This window comes from Desulfoprunum benzoelyticum, from assembly GCF_014201505.1.
Classification (GTDB): Bacteria; Desulfobacterota; Desulfobulbia; order Desulfobulbales; family Desulfocapsaceae; genus Desulfoprunum; species Desulfoprunum benzoelyticum.
Window position 1 is genome coordinate 1 of record NZ_JACHEO010000004.1, and the last position, 16,391, is coordinate 16,391.

18 protein-coding genes are annotated in these 16,391 nt (G+C 62.2%); 11 read left to right on the plus strand and 7 right to left on the minus strand.

What is annotated here, in order from left to right; all coding sequences use genetic code 11:
• Window positions 1-89 precede the first annotated feature (89 nt).
• A complete protein-coding gene (locus tag HNQ81_RS05290) occupies window positions 90-362 on the minus strand; it encodes a hypothetical protein (RefSeq protein ID WP_183349073.1) in 273 nt (90 codons plus the stop codon).
• Window positions 363-654: 292 nt separating this feature from the next.
• Between HNQ81_RS05290 and HNQ81_RS05295 the strand changes: the two genes are divergently transcribed.
• Complete coding sequence (locus tag HNQ81_RS05295; RefSeq protein ID WP_183349075.1) at window positions 655-801, plus strand: hypothetical protein; 147 nt, start codon at window positions 655-657, stop codon at window positions 799-801.
• Between the two features lie 44 nt (window positions 802-845).
• Here the strand turns inward: HNQ81_RS05295 and plsY are convergent, their stop codons facing one another.
• On the minus strand, window positions 846-1,463 hold the full coding sequence (gene plsY, locus HNQ81_RS05300; protein ID WP_183349077.1) for a glycerol-3-phosphate 1-O-acyltransferase PlsY: 618 nt from the start codon (window positions 1,461-1,463) through the stop codon (window positions 846-848).
• Between the two features lie 290 nt (window positions 1,464-1,753).
• On the opposite strand from plsY, the gene HNQ81_RS05305 reads away from it, so the two are divergent.
• From HNQ81_RS05305 to HNQ81_RS05350, 10 genes are all read left to right on the plus strand, one after another.
• Window positions 1,754-2,353: a rhodanese-like domain-containing protein gene (locus HNQ81_RS05305; RefSeq protein ID WP_183349079.1), complete on the plus strand. Its 600-nt coding sequence runs from the start codon at window positions 1,754-1,756 to the stop codon at window positions 2,351-2,353.
• 3 nt (window positions 2,354-2,356) lie between these two features.
• Window positions 2,357-3,106, plus strand: a complete 750-nt coding sequence (locus tag HNQ81_RS05310) for a rhodanese-like domain-containing protein (RefSeq protein ID WP_183349081.1) — start codon at window positions 2,357-2,359, stop codon at window positions 3,104-3,106.
• A gap of 342 nt (window positions 3,107-3,448) precedes the next feature.
• Window positions 3,449-4,492 (plus strand): hypothetical protein, encoded by a 1,044-nt coding sequence (locus HNQ81_RS05315; protein ID WP_183349083.1) that lies wholly within the window; start codon window positions 3,449-3,451, stop codon window positions 4,490-4,492.
• A gap of 96 nt (window positions 4,493-4,588) precedes the next feature.
• Complete coding sequence (locus tag HNQ81_RS05320; protein WP_183349084.1) at window positions 4,589-5,797, plus strand: methyltransferase domain-containing protein; 1,209 nt, start codon at window positions 4,589-4,591, stop codon at window positions 5,795-5,797.
• 43 nt (window positions 5,798-5,840) lie between these two features.
• The gene (locus tag HNQ81_RS05325) at window positions 5,841-6,308 is read left to right on the plus strand and encodes an SRPBCC family protein (protein ID WP_183349085.1); all 468 of its coding nucleotides are present in this window, start codon (window positions 5,841-5,843) and stop codon (window positions 6,306-6,308) included.
• Between the two features lie 203 nt (window positions 6,309-6,511).
• On the plus strand, window positions 6,512-7,027 hold the full coding sequence (gene def, locus HNQ81_RS05330; RefSeq protein ID WP_183349086.1) for a peptide deformylase: 516 nt from the start codon (window positions 6,512-6,514) through the stop codon (window positions 7,025-7,027).
• Between the two features lies 1 nt (window position 7,028).
• A complete protein-coding gene (gene fmt, locus HNQ81_RS05335) occupies window positions 7,029-7,979 on the plus strand; it encodes a methionyl-tRNA formyltransferase (protein WP_183349087.1) in 951 nt (316 codons plus the stop codon).
• A gap of 13 nt (window positions 7,980-7,992) precedes the next feature.
• A complete protein-coding gene (gene larC / locus HNQ81_RS05340) occupies window positions 7,993-9,177 on the plus strand; it encodes a nickel pincer cofactor biosynthesis protein LarC (RefSeq protein ID WP_183349094.1) in 1,185 nt (394 codons plus the stop codon).
• Entirely contained in the window at window positions 9,174-9,638 is a 465-nt protein-coding gene (locus HNQ81_RS05345; protein ID WP_183349096.1) for a phosphatidylglycerophosphatase A family protein, read from the plus strand. The genes larC and HNQ81_RS05345 overlap by 4 nt, the downstream gene beginning before the upstream one ends.
• An 8-nt stretch (window positions 9,639-9,646) precedes the next feature.
• A complete protein-coding gene (locus HNQ81_RS05350) occupies window positions 9,647-11,497 on the plus strand; it encodes an esterase/lipase family protein (protein ID WP_183349098.1) in 1,851 nt (616 codons plus the stop codon).
• Between the two features lie 27 nt (window positions 11,498-11,524).
• On the opposite strand, the gene HNQ81_RS05355 is transcribed toward HNQ81_RS05350, so the two are convergent.
• The 5 genes from HNQ81_RS05355 to HNQ81_RS05375 form a co-directional block, all read right to left on the minus strand.
• Window positions 11,525-11,692 carry a hypothetical protein gene (locus HNQ81_RS05355; RefSeq protein WP_183349100.1) on the minus strand — a complete coding sequence of 56 codons (168 nt, stop codon included), beginning with the start codon at window positions 11,690-11,692 and terminating at the stop codon, window positions 11,525-11,527.
• 261 nt (window positions 11,693-11,953) lie between these two features.
• Window positions 11,954-13,087, minus strand: coding sequence for a cytochrome d ubiquinol oxidase subunit II (gene cydB, locus HNQ81_RS05360; RefSeq protein ID WP_183349102.1), 1,134 nt, complete (start codon window positions 13,085-13,087; stop codon window positions 11,954-11,956).
• A gap of 1 nt (window position 13,088) precedes the next feature.
• Window positions 13,089-14,615 (minus strand): cytochrome ubiquinol oxidase subunit I, encoded by a 1,527-nt coding sequence (locus HNQ81_RS05365; RefSeq protein ID WP_183349104.1) that lies wholly within the window; start codon window positions 14,613-14,615, stop codon window positions 13,089-13,091.
• Window positions 14,616-14,629: 14 nt separating this feature from the next.
• On the minus strand, window positions 14,630-14,851 hold the full coding sequence (locus tag HNQ81_RS05370; protein WP_240191766.1) for a DUF4492 domain-containing protein: 222 nt from the start codon (window positions 14,849-14,851) through the stop codon (window positions 14,630-14,632).
• Between the two features lie 184 nt (window positions 14,852-15,035).
• Complete coding sequence (locus tag HNQ81_RS05375) at window positions 15,036-16,379, minus strand: radical SAM protein (RefSeq protein ID WP_183349108.1); 1,344 nt, start codon at window positions 16,377-16,379, stop codon at window positions 15,036-15,038.
• Window positions 16,380-16,391 lie beyond the last annotated feature (12 nt).

Consider the following 16,391-nt stretch of genomic DNA (forward strand, 5'->3'; position numbering starts at 1 on the left):
ATACAATGGTTGATCGGTTAACCTATATAGCCTTACAAACTCAGCCGGTCCCGCAGCGCCTGCTCAAGCTGGCTGAAGTTCGATGGTAATCAGAATCTGTTATAACTCTGAGCCTTTACTTCGGGGTTGGATTGTATGATTTCGGAGATGGCCTCGGTGAGTGTCTCACCCCGGGCCACACCACCTGACACAAGCAACAATCCGACCGCAACAACGACTCCGCCACGCTTCAACCACTTCATATCCGCCTCCTCTGCTTTCCCCGCTGTGCGGGATGCGATAAAGTCACTCCATCCAGCTATCTTGCCGCAGCCGATGAAGGAGTTTACAGACAAAAGTACAGGCACGTCGCCATCATCCATCCGATCTCTGATTACAGCCAACTTTTTAATGATCGTGTTTTTTCCATGGAAAGTCAAGGGGGTCTGACAACTATCGATCAACTGGAGGGCCCAGCCGGATCGATCGGGAGGCGGGCGGCACGGCAAAGGTGCCTTTCGACGCCCCGCTGGCCGCGAATGTCACGGATTCGGCCCGGATCATGAGGAATCCGTTGCTTTCCTGTTATCGAATTGTTACTGTTTCAATATAATTGAAACGGTTTATGGTCTTTCGAGAGTTGAAAGCCACACCTCACCACGAAAGGAACCGGTCATGACGCCCAGACAGGCAATCCGGATACTGATGCTCAGCCCGATCTATTTCCGGCTCGAGCCGGCACAACGCAAACAGTTGATCAAGGAATACTGCGATCTGTTCACTCAGGTTATCGCCGAGAGAGAGACGCAATCCGTGAAGTAAATCCTCCAGCCGCTTTCTGCCGGCTTTGCTGAATTTTCACACAATCAACCCTTCTTTTTCCCGGTCTTCCAGCTCTTTTCCTGACCCTGCAGCAGGCGGGCGATATTTTCATGATGCTTGACCCAGATCAGGAGCGCCACGACCGTCGCCGTCAGGATCACCGTCGAGGATTGCCCCAGCAGCCAGAGCCAGAGCGGGATCAGTCCGGCGGCCAGCAGTGATCCGACCGAAACGAAGCCGGTCAGCCCGACCGCGGCGATAAAGACAGCCAGACTGATGCCGGTCGCCCCCGGCGACAGGAAGAGAAAGACGCCGAGGCTCGTCGCCACCCCCTTCCCTCCTTTGAAGCCAAGATAGATCGAGAACATGTGGCCGATAACGGCCAGGGCGCCGCAGAGGCAGACCACGATCTCCTTCTGTTCCGACGCCGGCAGCAGGCGGGCGGCCGCCAGCATCGGCAGGAATCCTTTCAATCCGTCACAGAGAAGGGTCAGGGCCCCCAGTTTTTTACCGACAACCCGCCCGACATTGGTCGCGCCGATATTGCGGCTTCCCTCCAGGCGGACATCAACGCCTGCCATCCTGCTGATGATCAGCCCGAACGGCACTGCTCCGAGCAGATAACTGCCACCGAATAAAAGTACACTCTGAAGTTCGATCATACGGGCACGAAACGAAGATGGTTGTCCACACCGGCCTTGTCCTCCGGTCAATTGTCCGCCGCAGCCTACCGTACTTTCTCCGGAAAGACAACCTTCGCGCCCTCTCTTCAGCCCGCCGTATGCGGCTCGCCGTCGCTCCACCGTGCCCGGCAGGAACCGCCCGGATCAGCGCCGGTTATTCCAATGAGAAAGATTCCATTTATCAAATAATCCTTTGACAGAGCATTAAAGCATTATATATTATTCTACAATTAGAGCAGTTACCAACTTTCACCCAAGAGGAGGAGACCATGTACAGACCAGCTTCATTACGAAAACTGGCCTTTGTTCTGTTACTGCTGTCATTCGTGATGGCAGGTTGCGCCGAACAGAAGCCCACCGGTACGGCGGCATCGCCTGCCGTCTCGGCTGCATCCGTCAAGGAAGCAGCCATTGCCGCCAAAGAGGTCAAAAATTACAAGGGCATCATCGGTGACGTCTCGAACAAGGCCAAGACCATTTCCATCGCCGTCGGCCCCGAAGGTAAGGCCGAAACGATGATGGTCCTGTTCGACGGCAAGACCAAGGGCACCGAATACGCCAAGAAGGGCGACTCGGTCACCATCACCTACGAGATGCGCGACGGTCAGGCGTTCGCGGTTTCGATCAAGCCCAACCTGGCCAAGCTGCCCGAGGGCGTCACCGAGATCAAGACCGCCGAGCTGCGGGGACTGGTGGAGAAGAATGCCGACATCGCATTGTACGACGCCCGCCCGGAAGCCCGCTATGCCCAGTCGCACCTGCCCGGGGCGATCTCGCTCTCCGTCGACAGGATGGCCAAGGACATGGCCGCCGGCCTGCCCAAGGAGAAGGACAAGCTGCTGGTCTTCTACTGCGGAGGCCCCACGTGAGGCATGTCGACCAAAAACGCCGGTCTGGCGAAAAAACTCGGCTACACCAACATCCGTGTCTACCTCGACGGCGAGCCGGCCTGGGCCAAATCGGGCCTGCCGACATTTGCAACCTATGACTTCGTCACCAACGGCAACGTCGTCCTCATCGATATCCGCTCCCGGGACAAGGTTGTCGCCGGCCGGATCCCGCGGGCCGTCTCCATCCCTTATTTCAAACTCGAGGACAGGCTTGACGATATCCCCCGCAACGCCCCGGTCATACTCTACAGCGACGACCTGGAGGAAGTGACGACGGCCATCAACGAAATGCGCGACGACGGCTTCAATTTCGTGGCGGCGGTGAGAGGCAATTTCCAGGGCTGGGTCGAAAACGGCGGCAAGCTTGTCAAGGGCCCGATCCTCTCCACCGAGATCAACTGGCAGCGCAAACTCGGCAAGGGTGAGGTATCGGTCGCCGACTTCAAGAAGGCCACCGAAGGCCAGATCCCCAATACCGTCGTCGTCGATGCCCGCACCAAGGAGGAAGTCGCCGAGCTCGGGCTCTTCAAGAACACCATCAACATCCCGCTCGACGAACTCACCAAACGGATGAACGAACTGCCGAAGGACAAGCAGATCTTCATCCACTGCAGCACCGGCGCCCGGGCCGACATGGCCTACCAGCAGCTGATCAAGAACGGCTACAACGTCAAGTTCCTGCTGCTCAATATCGAAGACGCCGAGTGCGACTGCGAGATCATCAGGCCGTAACAGGCAGTACTCCTCTCACCACCATACCGGCGAGAACACCCGCCGGTATGGTGTTTTTCATTCCACTCCCATGGTTCATTGAATCCAGCCCGCACCCCTTCTGCCTCGTTCCCCACTTCCTGCCGAGACAGCGTCGGGAAAAGGCAACTGTTCCTCTACCGAAAACAGCCATATCCCGCCGCGATCGCCGCCACCCCGACATGCCCCTGGTATCGTGATGTTCCCCTGACATCCGGATGTGACTCGACGCGGTATTCTTCTTCCGGCAGTGGTATCGCCCACACTTTTGCACTATATTGAGCCGAGACGGAAACGACCTATCCCACCGACAAGGAAAAAGACATGCCAAGGCTGCACAGATGTACCCTGGACTGGACCACCCTTCTGCGGCGAATTTCACCGAAACCGCCGGCGCTCTCCCTCCTGATACTCTGTGGCCTGATTCCGTTCATTACCGAACCCGCAACGGCCCAGACCACCGACCCGACGGCGGGACAGGAACCGACACTGTTCGATAGCGCCCAACAGCGCACCTCGGTGGCGGTCGTTGACGCCGCCCAATGGCTCGACCAGTTTTTTTACGATGAAGCCATCAGTCAAGAAGAGAACCGGACCCGGATCCGCTTCGAACTGAGCAGCGGCTACACGAGATTCGAGGAGTTCGAAATCAAGCCGAAGATCAGCGGCAGGATCCATCTGCCCAATCTCAACAAAAAACTCAATATCCTCATCACCGCCGCCGACGACGAGGAGTTCAGCGCCGACGACAACCCCATCTCGGCCCTTCCCCGTCATCAGGGGGCGGAAAATCGTGAGATCAGTGCGGCGCTCCAGTATTTTCTCCGCGAGAGCCCATTGGAAAACATATCGGCAACCCTCGGCGCCTCTTTCGACTATCTGTACGCCGGCATCCGCTATCGCCGTTCCCACGACCTCGACTCGTGGCAAGGGCGCCTGGTCAATCGCCTGAATTACTACACCGACGATGAGTGGGAAGACAAAATCTCCTACGAAATCTGGCGCCCGCTGGGCGAGAAGTGGATCTTCAGGACCAAGGCCACCGTCACCTGGCATGTCGAAGAGGACGGTCTGCCCCATTCCCTGGTCTTCGCCATGTTCCAGAAAATCAACGATGAAAAGGCCCTGCGCTATGAGATCGGCAACTATTTCGACACCGAAGATTCCTACGAGATGACCGACCTGCAGTTCCGGGTGCGCTACCGTCAGCGTTTCCTGCGGGACTGGCTGGTACTGGAAATCGCTCCTCAGGTTGGGTTTCCGGAGGATCATGATCGCGAGGTCAACCCCGGAATCATCGTCTCCCTCGAGGCCGACACCGGCAACCTGGCGGGAACGAAGGTATTTCCACGGATCTTCAATTTCTGACGGGCGAAGGCGACCGGCGCCGGCACCCGCATCATCCTCCGGCGCCGGAGCACACCAATTCAAATACCTCAACACCCTTTCCCATCGAGGTCAACCATGCAGCGTATCGACCGGAACAGCAGGGCGGTCATCGAGTTCACCATCACCTGGCACGACCAGGGCATAGATCACCAGGACCGCACCTGGGCCGACCCGGTCAGTTTCTGGCGGGACGTCATCGACCCGAGGCTGGTCCAGAATCTGTATGGCCAGGGCGTGGGCGGACAGGCCATCGTCGATATTCCCGCCAACCGCTTCTCCCAGCCCTATAACCGGAAAAACCTGATCTCCATCCGACCGAAGCAGTTCCGCAGCCACGATCGCTTCGGCAACGACGTCGTTCTCCGCCGGGGCAGGTTTTACCCGCAGGGCATGCTGGAGGGTGTCGACGGCGTCTTCCGGGTCTCGACCGCCCCCTGCCGTTATCTCGGCACCGAGGGCGACCGCCTGCTGTTCGACCTCAACCATCCCCTGGCCGGACGTGATCTGCGACTGCAGGCTACCGTCCGGGCCATCCACGCCGTCGGCAAAGAACGGGGCGGCCGCTGTGAGGACTGGCTCGAACGGGCCAGTGCCGGCGGCCCGGGGATGCAGGCGCCGATCGGTACCGGGGTGGTCGCCGACCTCACCCTCGAAGATCTGCAGCGCATCGATGAACGGCCGGACGATACCTTCTATCGCCAGCCACGGCTGGTGCAGCATCTCGACTCCAGCGCCCGCCGGGAGATCACCGGCAACTACGGCCGGCTGATCCCCGCCGGGGCCAGGGTACTCGACCTGATGGGCAGTTGGGATTCGCACCTGCCCGACGACCTGGCGCTGGGCGGCCTGACGGTGCTGGGGCTGAATGACGAGGAACTGCGGCGCAACCGCCGGGCCGGCGAAACACTGGCCCATGACCTCAACGCCACCCCGCGGCTGCCCTTCGCCGACGCCGCTTTCGACGCGGTGATCTGCACCGCGTCGATCGAGTACCTGACCGCACCGCACGCCGTCGTGGCCGAGATCCGCCGGGTGCTGCGCCCCGGCGGCCTGGTGGCGATCGCCTTTTCCAACCGCTGGTTCCCGCCCAAGGCCATCCGGATCTGGACCGAGCTGCACGAATTCGAGCGGCTTGGCCTGGTCACCGACCTGCTGGCGGCGAATGGCGGTTTTTCCGGCCTCTCGACCCTGAGCCGCCGAGGACTGCCGCGGCCGGATGACGACCCCCATCAGGAGTTGATGTACAGCGATCCGGTCTTCATGGTCTGGGGCCAGGCCTGCTGAGGCGAAGCCGCAGAATACTGTCCGATACGCAGGAGCACTGATCATGTACACCCTTGTCCGCCGGCAGCGGCTCGCCGCCCCGACCGCAGAGGTCTGGGCCTTTCTCCAGAACCCGGCCAATCTCGACCGGATCACCCCGCCCGATCTGCGCTTTCGCATCGTCACCGAGGTGCCGGAGATCATGCATGACGGTCTGATCATAGAGTATCGCATCGCCATCCCGTTCCTCGGCACCCACGCCTGGATCACCGAAATCAAACATGTCCGCCCCGGCCGCTCCTTCGTCGACGAGCAGCGTCTCGGTCCCTATCGCTTCTGGCACCATTATCACGAGATCGAACCGGCAGACGGCGGCGTCCGGATGCTCGACCGAATCTGTTACCAGCCGCCTTTCGGACCGCTGGGCCGCCTGCTCCACCCGCTGTACATCCGCCGGACCCTGGATCGCATCTTCGACTATCGTCACGAGCAGTTGGCCGAGCTCCTGAACGGCCGCAGCACCGCAGGCTGAGGAACCTGCACTGCCGCTATCCCAGGAGCTGTACTTTCCCGCCGTTGTGCTTAACGTATAGGCCGTGGCGGAAAACATCCTCCTGTGGTACATTAGCGGGGGATTGACCTCACCCCGACCCGACATGCCCGTTAATTTCCCGGCCCGACATTGCCGTCACCGGCCGGGTGAACCAACCCGTTCTATCCGTCAGGACCCGTACCATGAGTATCCGCAAAATTTTTGAATATCCGGCCCCGGTCCTCCGCCAGGAGACCAGGGCGGTGACGATTTTCGATGACAACCTGCAGCGACTGGTCGAAGACATGGCCGAAACGATGTACGATGCGCCGGGCATAGGTCTGGCCGCACCGCAGATCGGCGAGCCGCTGAAGCTGATCGTGGTCGACATGACCAAAGAGAAAGGGGGCGTGCGCGACTATATGGCCATGGTCAACCCCGAGATCACCGTCAAGGAAGGCCACCAGCTCGACGAGGAAGGCTGCCTCAGCGTTCCCGGCCTGACCTCGAAGGTCAAGCGCTCCAGAAAGATCGCCGTCAGCTACCAGGACCTCGCCGGCAACCGCCACGAACTGGAGACCGATAACCGTTTCGCCGTCGTCCTCCAGCACGAGATCGACCACATCAACGGCATCCTCTTTCTCGATCACCTCAGTCCGCTGAAACGGGCCCTGTACAAGAAGAAGGTAAAAAAATGGCATGCCGAGGAACAGACCTGAAATGACCACGACGCCGCCGCTCCGGGTGGTCTTCATGGGCACGCCCGATTTCGCCGTCGCCAGCCTGCAGGCGCTGCTGGACGGCCCCGATGAGGTCGTCGCCGTCATCAGCCAACCGGACCGGCCGAAAGGCCGGGGCAAGAAACTCAGCCCGCCGCCGGTCAAGACCCTCGCCGCGGCGCACGGCATCCCGGTGCTGCAGCCGTTGAAGATCCGCACCGAGGCCTTCCGCGACGAGCTCCTGGCCTTCAACCCCGATCTGGTCGTCGTCGCCGCCTACGGCCGCATCCTGCCGCCTTCCCTGCTCCACCTCGCTCCCTTCGGGGCGATCAACGTCCATGGCTCGCTGCTGCCCCGCCACCGGGGCGCCGCGCCGGTCCAGTGGGCGATCATCAACGGCGACCGGGAGGTCGGGGTGACGATCATCCAGATGGACGAGGGGATGGACACCGGCGACATCCTGCTGGCCGAAGCCATGACCGCCGATCCGGACGAGACCGCCGGCAGCCTGTTCGTCAAGCTGGCCGAGCTCGGCGGCCGCACCCTGCGACGGGCGATCGACCGGCTCAAGGCCGGGAACCTGCCGCCGACCCCCCAGGACCACAGCCGCGCCACTGCCGCGCCGATGCTGAAGAAAGAAGACGGCATCATCGACTGGAGCCTGCCCGCCGAGCGGCTGCACTGCCTGATCCGCGGTCTCGACCCCTGGCCCGCCGCCTCCTGCCGGATCGGCGACCAGCGTTGCAATCTGTTCTCGCCCGAGGTCATCCACAAGGACAGCGAGGCGGCCCCGGGCACCGTCGTCGCCGCCACCAAAGAGGGGCTGCTGATCGCCACCGGCTACAACCTGCTGCTGATCCGGGAGATCCAGCCGGAAGGGCGCAAACGGATGGCCGTCTCGGCCTTTCTCTGCGGCCATCCGCTCACCCCCGGCACGCTCCTTGCGCCCTGAGCAGCGGTCGACCATGCCCCCGACCGCCACCATCGCCTACCTCGACTGTTTCGCCGGCATCAGCGGCGACATGGTGCTTGCCGCCCTGATCGACGCCGGCCTGCCGCCCGAAGTCCTGCGCCGGGGTGTGGACCGGCTGGGCCTCGGCCCCGTCGACCTCGACATCCAGACGACGCGGCAGCAGGGCCTGCGTGCTGTCCGGGTTCAGGTTGGCGGCGGGGGCGATCAGCCGCTGCGCACCTTGGCCGATCTCCTCGCCATCCTTCACCGCAGCGGCCTGGCCGCGGAAATCACCGCTCCTGCCGGCCGGGTCTTCCACCTGCTGGCCGAGGCCGAGGCCAAAGTCCACGGGACGTCGATCGACACGGTCCATTTCCACGAGATCGGCGCCGTCGATACGGTCGTCGATGTCGTCGGGGCAATGATCGGCCTCCACCATCTCGGGATCGGCGAACTTGTTTCCTCACCCGTCCCCTTAGGTCACGGCTTCATCGACTGCGCCCACGGCCGCCTGCCGCTGCCGGCCCCGGCAGTCTGCGAACTACTGCGGCAGGTGCCGGTCTACGGCATAGACTGCACCACCGAAACGGTGACCCCGACCGGGGCCGCCCTGCTCAAATCCCTGGCCACCGGTTTCGGGCCGATGCCGCCAATGACCATCGCCGCCACCGGCTGCGGCGCCGGCAGCCGGCCCCTGGCCGGGAACCGTCCCAACCTGCTGCGGCTGATCGTCGGCACCCAGCGGCCGGTGGCGGAAGCGCAGCGGGTGGAGATCATCGAAACCAACCTCGACGACTGGAGCCCCGAAGGTTTTCCCTACCTCAGTGAACTGCTGCTGGCCTCCGGCGCCCTCGATGTCAACATCGCCCCGATCCAGATGAAGAAGGGCCGCCCGGCCTTCCGCCTCCAGGTCATCTGCGATCCCGTTCACGGGGACGTGATCAAGGCCGCCATCCTCTCCGAGACCACTGCCATCGGCCTGCGCTTCCGGACGGAGGAGCGGCTGACCCTGGGGCGCGAACCGGTGATGGTCGCCACCCGCTGGGGCAGCGTCGCCGCCAAGCGGGTGATGCGTCCCTCCGGGGCGGAGATCTGCCCGGAATACGAGGAATGCCGCCGGATCGCCGCCGATCACCAGGTGCCGCTGCCGGAGGTCTACCGCGAAGTTCTGCGGGCGGGGGAGGAAAAGCCGCGATGAACCGGCTGATCATGGCCGTGGCCACCGGCGGCTACGTCGGCCTGCTGCCGAAGGCCCCCGGCACCTGGGGGTCGCTTTTCGCCCTGCTCCCCTGGCTGCTGGTGAAAGATCTGGCGCTCGCGCCGTACCTCGCGGTCCTGGCGGCGCTCTTCGTCGTCGGCTTCTTCGCCGCCGGCTCGGCCGAAAAGATCCTCGACCACCCCGACGCCGGCGCCATCGTCATCGACGAGATCCTCGGGATGTTCATCACCCTGACCCTGGCCCCGGATCATCCCGCCGCCTGGCTGCTCGGCTTCATCCTGTTCCGGATCTTCGATATCGCCAAGCCCTTTCCGGTCTCATGGTTCGACCGGCGGATCCACGGCGGCATCGGCATCATGATGGATGACGTCGTCGCCGGCGGCTATGCCCTGGTAGTGCTGCAACTGAGCTGGCCACTGATCAGCCGGCTGTTGTCTTGAACCCCGAGATGTCCGCTTACGCCCGAGCCATCGCCCTCATCCTGGCGCTGTCGCTGCTGCTTGCCGGCTGCAGCACCCCGATCGGGGTCAGGCGGCTCGATCCCCGCGAGGCCTACCGCAGCAGCACCGCCAGTCCGCTCGGCGGCGACGGCGCCAGTGCCGCGACGGTCGTCATCCTCCATCGCTTCAACCTCACCGCGCACTACCAGACCGATCCGGCAGCGGCCATCCGCATCCTCCACGCCAGGGCCTTGGAGGACAAACGGCGGGACATCCTCTTCGCCCTCGCCGAACTGGCCTATATCGAAGCCGAGCGCCTGACGCGCAGTGGCGCTGCCGGAGAGCGGCGCCGGGCGCCGGACTGCTTTCTCCTCGCCGCCGTCTATGCCTACCGCGCCATCCTTGATCCCGGCCTGGAACCCGCTCCCAACCTCTTTGACCGCCGCCTCCAGTCCGCCATCGACCTCTACAATCTGTCACTGTGGCAGGGACTGAAGACCGGTGAAGCCGGCAGGATCGAACTCAGGAACGAAACCCGACAGTTGCCGGTGGGCAGTATCGCGATCACGGTCAACCACGACCACCTCCCCTGGGACTTCAGCCAGTTCACCCGCTTTGAGGCCGCCGACGGCTATGCCATCCGCGGTCTGAGCGTCCGCAACCGGAGCGACGGCCTCGGCGTGCCGCTGATCGCGGTGCGACGCTCGGCCAGGGAAAACCTCTTCGGCAGCCAGGCGCTCCCGACCACCGCCTTCCTGCGTCTGGAAGGCGACATCCTCCAGCTCGGCAACGGCACCGTCCAGGCGACGCTGGAACTGCACTCGGCCTACGAGGACAACACGGTCGCCGTCGGCGGTCGCGAGGTGCCGCTGGAAAAGGACACCAGCATCACCACCGCCTACAAACTGGCCGAGGAGGAGATCTGGTCGTTCGGGATCGATGCCTTTCTCGGCCGCTTGCACGACGTTCCGAGTCGGCTGTACCGCTTCCAGCCTTACCAGCCGGACCGTATCCCGGTGATCTTCGTCCACGGCACACTGAGCAGCCCGGTGTGGTGGGCGGAGATGATCAACACCCTGAGCGGCGATCCGATCCTCGGCCGCCGCTACCAGTTCTGGTACTTCTTTTACAACAGCAGCCGCCTGATCACCGTCTCCGCCCTCGACCTGCGCCGGGCGATCGCGGAGGAAACTGAGAAGCTCGACCCCGACAGCAACTCAGCGGCGATGCAGCGGATGGTCGTTATCGGCCACAGCCAGGGCGGCCTGCTCGCCAAGTTGACGGCAATCGACACCGGCGACCGGCTGGTGACGGCGACCATCAAGGGAAAAATCGAGGAGCTGAGAACAAACAGGGAAAACAAGGAGATGATCAGGGACAATATGGTCATTACACCGCTGCCCTCGGTCAAACGGCTGATCTTCATCTCGACGCCGCACCGGGGCAGCTACCTGAGCCGGAACTTCGCCCGCAACCTCGTGCACCGGGTCATCACCCTCCCGGTCGACCTGGTCAAAGGGCTGGGCGGGATCTACAGCTTCCTCTCCGACAACGTCCGCCATCACTGGCAGGGCAAGATCCCCACCAGCGTCGACTCGATGTCACCGGACGATCCCCTGCTCCTGGCCATCGCCGAAACACCGCTGGCGGCAGGGGTCAAGGGCCACTCGATCATCGCCATCGACGATCCCGGGGCCCAGCCGCCCGACGGCGACGACGGGGTGGTGACCTACCGCAGCGCCCATCTCGACGGCATGGAATCGGAATTCATCGTTCGCTCCGGCCACAGCTGCCAGGAGCGGCCGGAGACCATCGAGGAGGTGCGGCGGATCCTGCTGCATCACCTCGACGACCAATGAAGCGGCAACAAGACGATCACCGCCGTCTCACATCCCCAACTCCCGTTCCATGCGGGTGATTTCCTCGGCCAGCTGCCGGCGCTCCTCCTCCGACAGATCGGGGAGGAGGAGTTTGCGCCGCAGGGCGAGGAGGATCATCTCCTGCCGGTACTCGGTGCAGGTATACACGTAAGAGGGAACGGTGCTGTCGGTCATGTCCGGTCGGTCTCCCTGGTCGGCCTCATGCCAGCGCTATGCCGCTTCCGGCCGCCGGATCTCTCCTGGTGAAGGGTTTGTGCAGGAAATCGAATTCCTTTTCGAGGACTCCGTGACCTGCATTGCTCAGAACTTGCCGGCCTTTTTCAGCATCGACACCGACAGTCTATAGGAAACGAAGATCAGGGCGACCCAGCCGCCAAGCAACAGTGCTGTCATATGATTCTCCTTGCTACCGGGGTTTATCGATTCAGGTCCGGATCAGTATGCCTTTCGGCCCTCGATATCCTGCGTCGAGATCCGTTTCGCGTCCATCAGCCGCCAGACCCAGGCGATATAGAGGAGCACCAGCGGAATGACGAGGGCGACATAGGTCATCGCCGTCAGCGTATAGTGGCTCGACGAGGCGTTGTAGATCGTCAGGCTTGACTGGAGATCGACCTTCGACGGGTAGAAGGCGGTGTTGTTGTAGCCGGCGGTGAAGAACACCGCCAGACCGACCAGTACCGTACCGAGTCCGCCGTACCAGATGCCCCGGCGGCCATTGAGGAGGCTGATCGACACCACGCCCCAGATCACCAGGACCAGGCCAAGCAGCAGCAGGCCCAGCACGACCGGCATTGCCAGCAGGTTCGCCAGGTACTTGCCGGCGACCAGCGATACGACGCCGGCCTGGTCGAAGCCGAAACCATCCATCAGCAGCAGACTGACCAGGACATAGAGGAGAAACGGCAGGGCGCAGATCAGGTTGACGAGGCAGGCGCGCCGCACCTTGGCCTCAAACCGGGGACGTTCGCTGAAATCGATGCTGCTGACCAGATACATCGCCCCGAGGACCCGGGCGTTGAAAACAAGAAAGAGGCCAAGCGAGAGATTGAAGAGGGAGAAGGCCGCTTCCAGTCCCCGCAGCGGGTGGGTCCAGCGCACCTGATTGTATTCGTTGAGGGTGAAGTTCGAGCCGGTGAAAAAGGTGCCGACCGCAGCGCCGATCAGCAGGATGCCGACCGAGCCGTTGATGAACAGGAACAGTTCATAGACCCTGGAGCCGAGGAGGTTGTCGGGCTTGGTGCGGTACTCGTAGCTGACCGCCTGGACGATGAAGGTGAACAGGATCAGGATCCACACCCAGTAGGCCCCGCCGAAACTGGTGGCGTAGAATTTGGGGAAGGCGGCGAACAGGGCCCCGCCGAACAGGACCAGGGTCGTAAAGGTCAACTCCCATTTGCGGCCGAGCGAATTGATGATCAGCGATTTTTCCTCCTCGTCGGCGCTGACCTGCCACAGCAGGGTCTGTCCGCCCTGGACGAACGTCAGAAAGAGAAAGAGCGAGCCGACCACGCTCGCCAGCAGCCACCAGATCTGCTGCAGCGTTATAATATCAAGATTCCCGAACATATCACAGGCCCTCCGGTCCGATTTTAATCTGTTTCAGCATGATTTTGATCTCGGCGGCCAGCAGCAGGGTGAAGACCGCCAGGAACATGAAGAAGGTTGCCTGGACGCTGCCGGTGCCGATATCGGTCGTGGCGACGTTGACCGGCAGCAGGCCCTGGATCGCCCACGGTTGCCGGCCGACCTCGGCGACGACCCAGCCGCTCTGGGAGGCGATCATCGCCAGGAAAAAGGAGCCCACCCCGAGCATCAGCAGTCCCCGCTTGCCGGCCAGCGTGTCCTTGACCGAAAAAATCAGGAAGAGGAGGAAGAGGAGGAGGAAGAATGTCCCGAAAAACACCATGATATGGAAGGCATAGAAGGTGATGGCCACCGACGGCACGGTCTGCTCCGGGCTTTCCAGGTAGCCGTAGCCGAGAGAATCGCGGTTAGTGTTGAACCGGGCCAGGGAGATCTCGGCGGCCGTGGCGTCACCGGCCCTTTTCGCGGTCTTGTAGGCGGCGAGGTCGCTGATCGCCTCCCTGCCCTTCTCCATCCTGGCGGCGACGCTGGTGATGCCCTCCTGTTCGTTGCCGTAGACCAGATCGTTGATGCCGGGGACGAAGGACCCGAGTTCACGGTTGGCCAGCAGCGACAGGAGACCGGGGATCTTGATCTCAAAAAGAAAGGGTTGCTGCTGATCGCCGGGCTGCTTGGCGGGGTTGACGACCCCGAGGGCGACGATGCCGGCGTTCTTTTCGCCGTCATAGAGCCCTTCATAGGCGGCAAGTTTCATCGGCTGGGTCGAGGCGTTGCTATAGGCCGACTCGTCACCGGTCCAGGCGGCATAGGTCGCCGACAGCAGGCCGAAGACCGAGGCGACGATGATCGATTTCTTGGCCATCTCGATATGGCGGCCCTTGAGCAGGTACCAGGACGACACGGCGATGACGAAGAAGGAGCCGACAATGAAGCTCGAGCTGGTGGTATGGGTGAACTTGGCCAACGCCACCGGCGAGAACAGGACGGCCCAGAAATTCTCCATCTCGAAGCGGACGGTATCGGGGTTGAAGGCCATGCCGATCGGGTACTGCATCCAGCCATTGGCAACCAGGATCCACAAGGCCGAGAGATTGGAGCCGATTGCCACCATCCAGGTGGAGAAGAGATGGAAGTTTTTCGAGACCCGATCCCAGCCGAAGAACATCACGGCAAAGAAGGTCGCCTCGAGGAAGAAGGCGACGATGCCCTCGATCGCCAGCGGCGCCCCGAAGATGTCGCCGACCATCCAGGAGTAGTTCGACCAGTTGGTGCCGAACTCGAATTCGAGGATGATGCCGGTGGCGACACCGATCGCGAAGTTGATGCCGAACAGCGTCATCCAGAATCTGGTGAGGTTTTTCCACTCCTCCCTGCCGGTGCGGACATAGATTGTCTCGAAGAAGGCACAGAGAAACGACAGGCCGAGCGTCAGCGGCACAAACAACCAGTGATACATGGCCGTCAACGCGAATTGCGCCCTGGCCCAGTCCACCATCTGCAGATCAAACATACACCTCCCCTCCTCTAGTGATTGTTTTCCGCCGGCCCTGTAATCTGTTGAAGCACATGGTCGGCGCGCTCTTCGTCCGTCGAAAAATTACTTCCGAGATAATCCTGGAAAAAGAAGAGCTTGAGAATCGCGAACATGACAAAGAGTTTGATCAGGATAATCTTCCACAGGGTCCTGCCGACGGTCATCGACCGGAACCCGTCACGATAGAAGCGATAAAGGCCTGTGATGGACATATTCATGACCGCCCCGTGTTGACCATCCCGTGCCGAAGGGACGAACGATCGATCCCGATCGGCAATGATTCACCTGTGTTGATCAGCTCCTGCAAACACACTCTGATATATCGCGTTCGTGGAACGGAATCAAGGGTAATGAGAATTATTCGCATACAATTTCCTGCGTCCCGGGTCCGCTGACTTACAGCCGCTGGATGATATAGAGAAAGGTCGGCAGACGGCTGAGGGTCTTGAGGCGGTAGAAATCCATCACCAGCGACCGCGAAGGGCGACCGATCCGCAATGGCGAGAGGTAGATACTGCCCTTGGGGCGGCGCCTTGAAACGCCGTCCCGAAGCAACTGCAGCATGGCCGGCAGATGGCCGGCGGCCAGATCGTCCATGACGAAATTGGCCGTGATCTCGATCCGCTCGAAATTGCCGTTGATCTCCTGCATCCGGTGAAAGGCCTCCACCACCCTGGCGGCGGCCAGCGGTTTACCGAGCTTGTCGAGTGTTTCCTGATCGACTGATTCCAGGCCGATATTGATATAGACCGAACAGGGCAGCCGCTCGAGTTCGGCGAACAGGCGCGACGGGGCGTGCAGCAGCGAATCGACACTGCCGAACAGAAAGACGTTGCCGCCTGTCATCACCGAATCGCCGAGGCCCAGTTCCTCCCGGGCCCGGACAATGGCGGCGATGATCAGCTCCGGATCTGCCGCCAGGGCATCATGCTCACCGAGAAACAGCGAGTTGCAGTTGACGGTGTTGCCGCCGAACCAGCGCCGCAGGGCCGCGATCTGGCGCTCGACCTCATCCCACTCCCGGTCCCGGTACGGCCGCTCGGTCTTGACCCGGCAGAACCGGCATTTGTAGAGGCAGCCCTCGCTGATATGCAGCGGCACCAGATCATAATCGACATGCCGGGCATCCGGCGGCAGCACCGTCACCCGCCCGCCGATGATGGCAAACAGCTCCTCGGCCCGCTGCCGCAGGACAGCCGGGTCGCAGCCACCGGCTCGGGCCAGAAAATCCCGGACCGCAGCCGGCGCCTGAGGCAGCAGACGGGCCGTCGCCTCGGCCAACAGCGCAGGCCAGGATTCGATCAACCGGGTGACGGCATCCAGCTCGAAGGGATGACCGCCGAGCAGGGAATTGGTGGGGTAGGGGGTGTTGGGCAGGTAGTATTCACCGATCGCCTCGACCACCCCCGAATACCCGCCGGTCGAGTAATAGATCCAGTCGTCGCCGATGGTCCGCTTGAGCCACTCCTGGGGATGCGGCCAGTCCCTGCCCTTGCCCCGGAGATAAACGATCTCGCCGCCGGGGTTGAAGCGCATGACGGCAGCGGCGGTCTCAATCTCGGCATAGATCCCGTACTGCTGGGGATAGCTGACCTTCGCATAGGTGGCCGCGCCCCGGCACAGGCAATCTATCCGGGTATCGCCCTGACAATGGCTCGTCACGACCGGCGCCGCCGGCTGAGGGCTGACGGCGGCCGACCGGCACACTCCGCCGCGGCATGAATCCGATCCGTCCAACATGAGGTGTTCTCG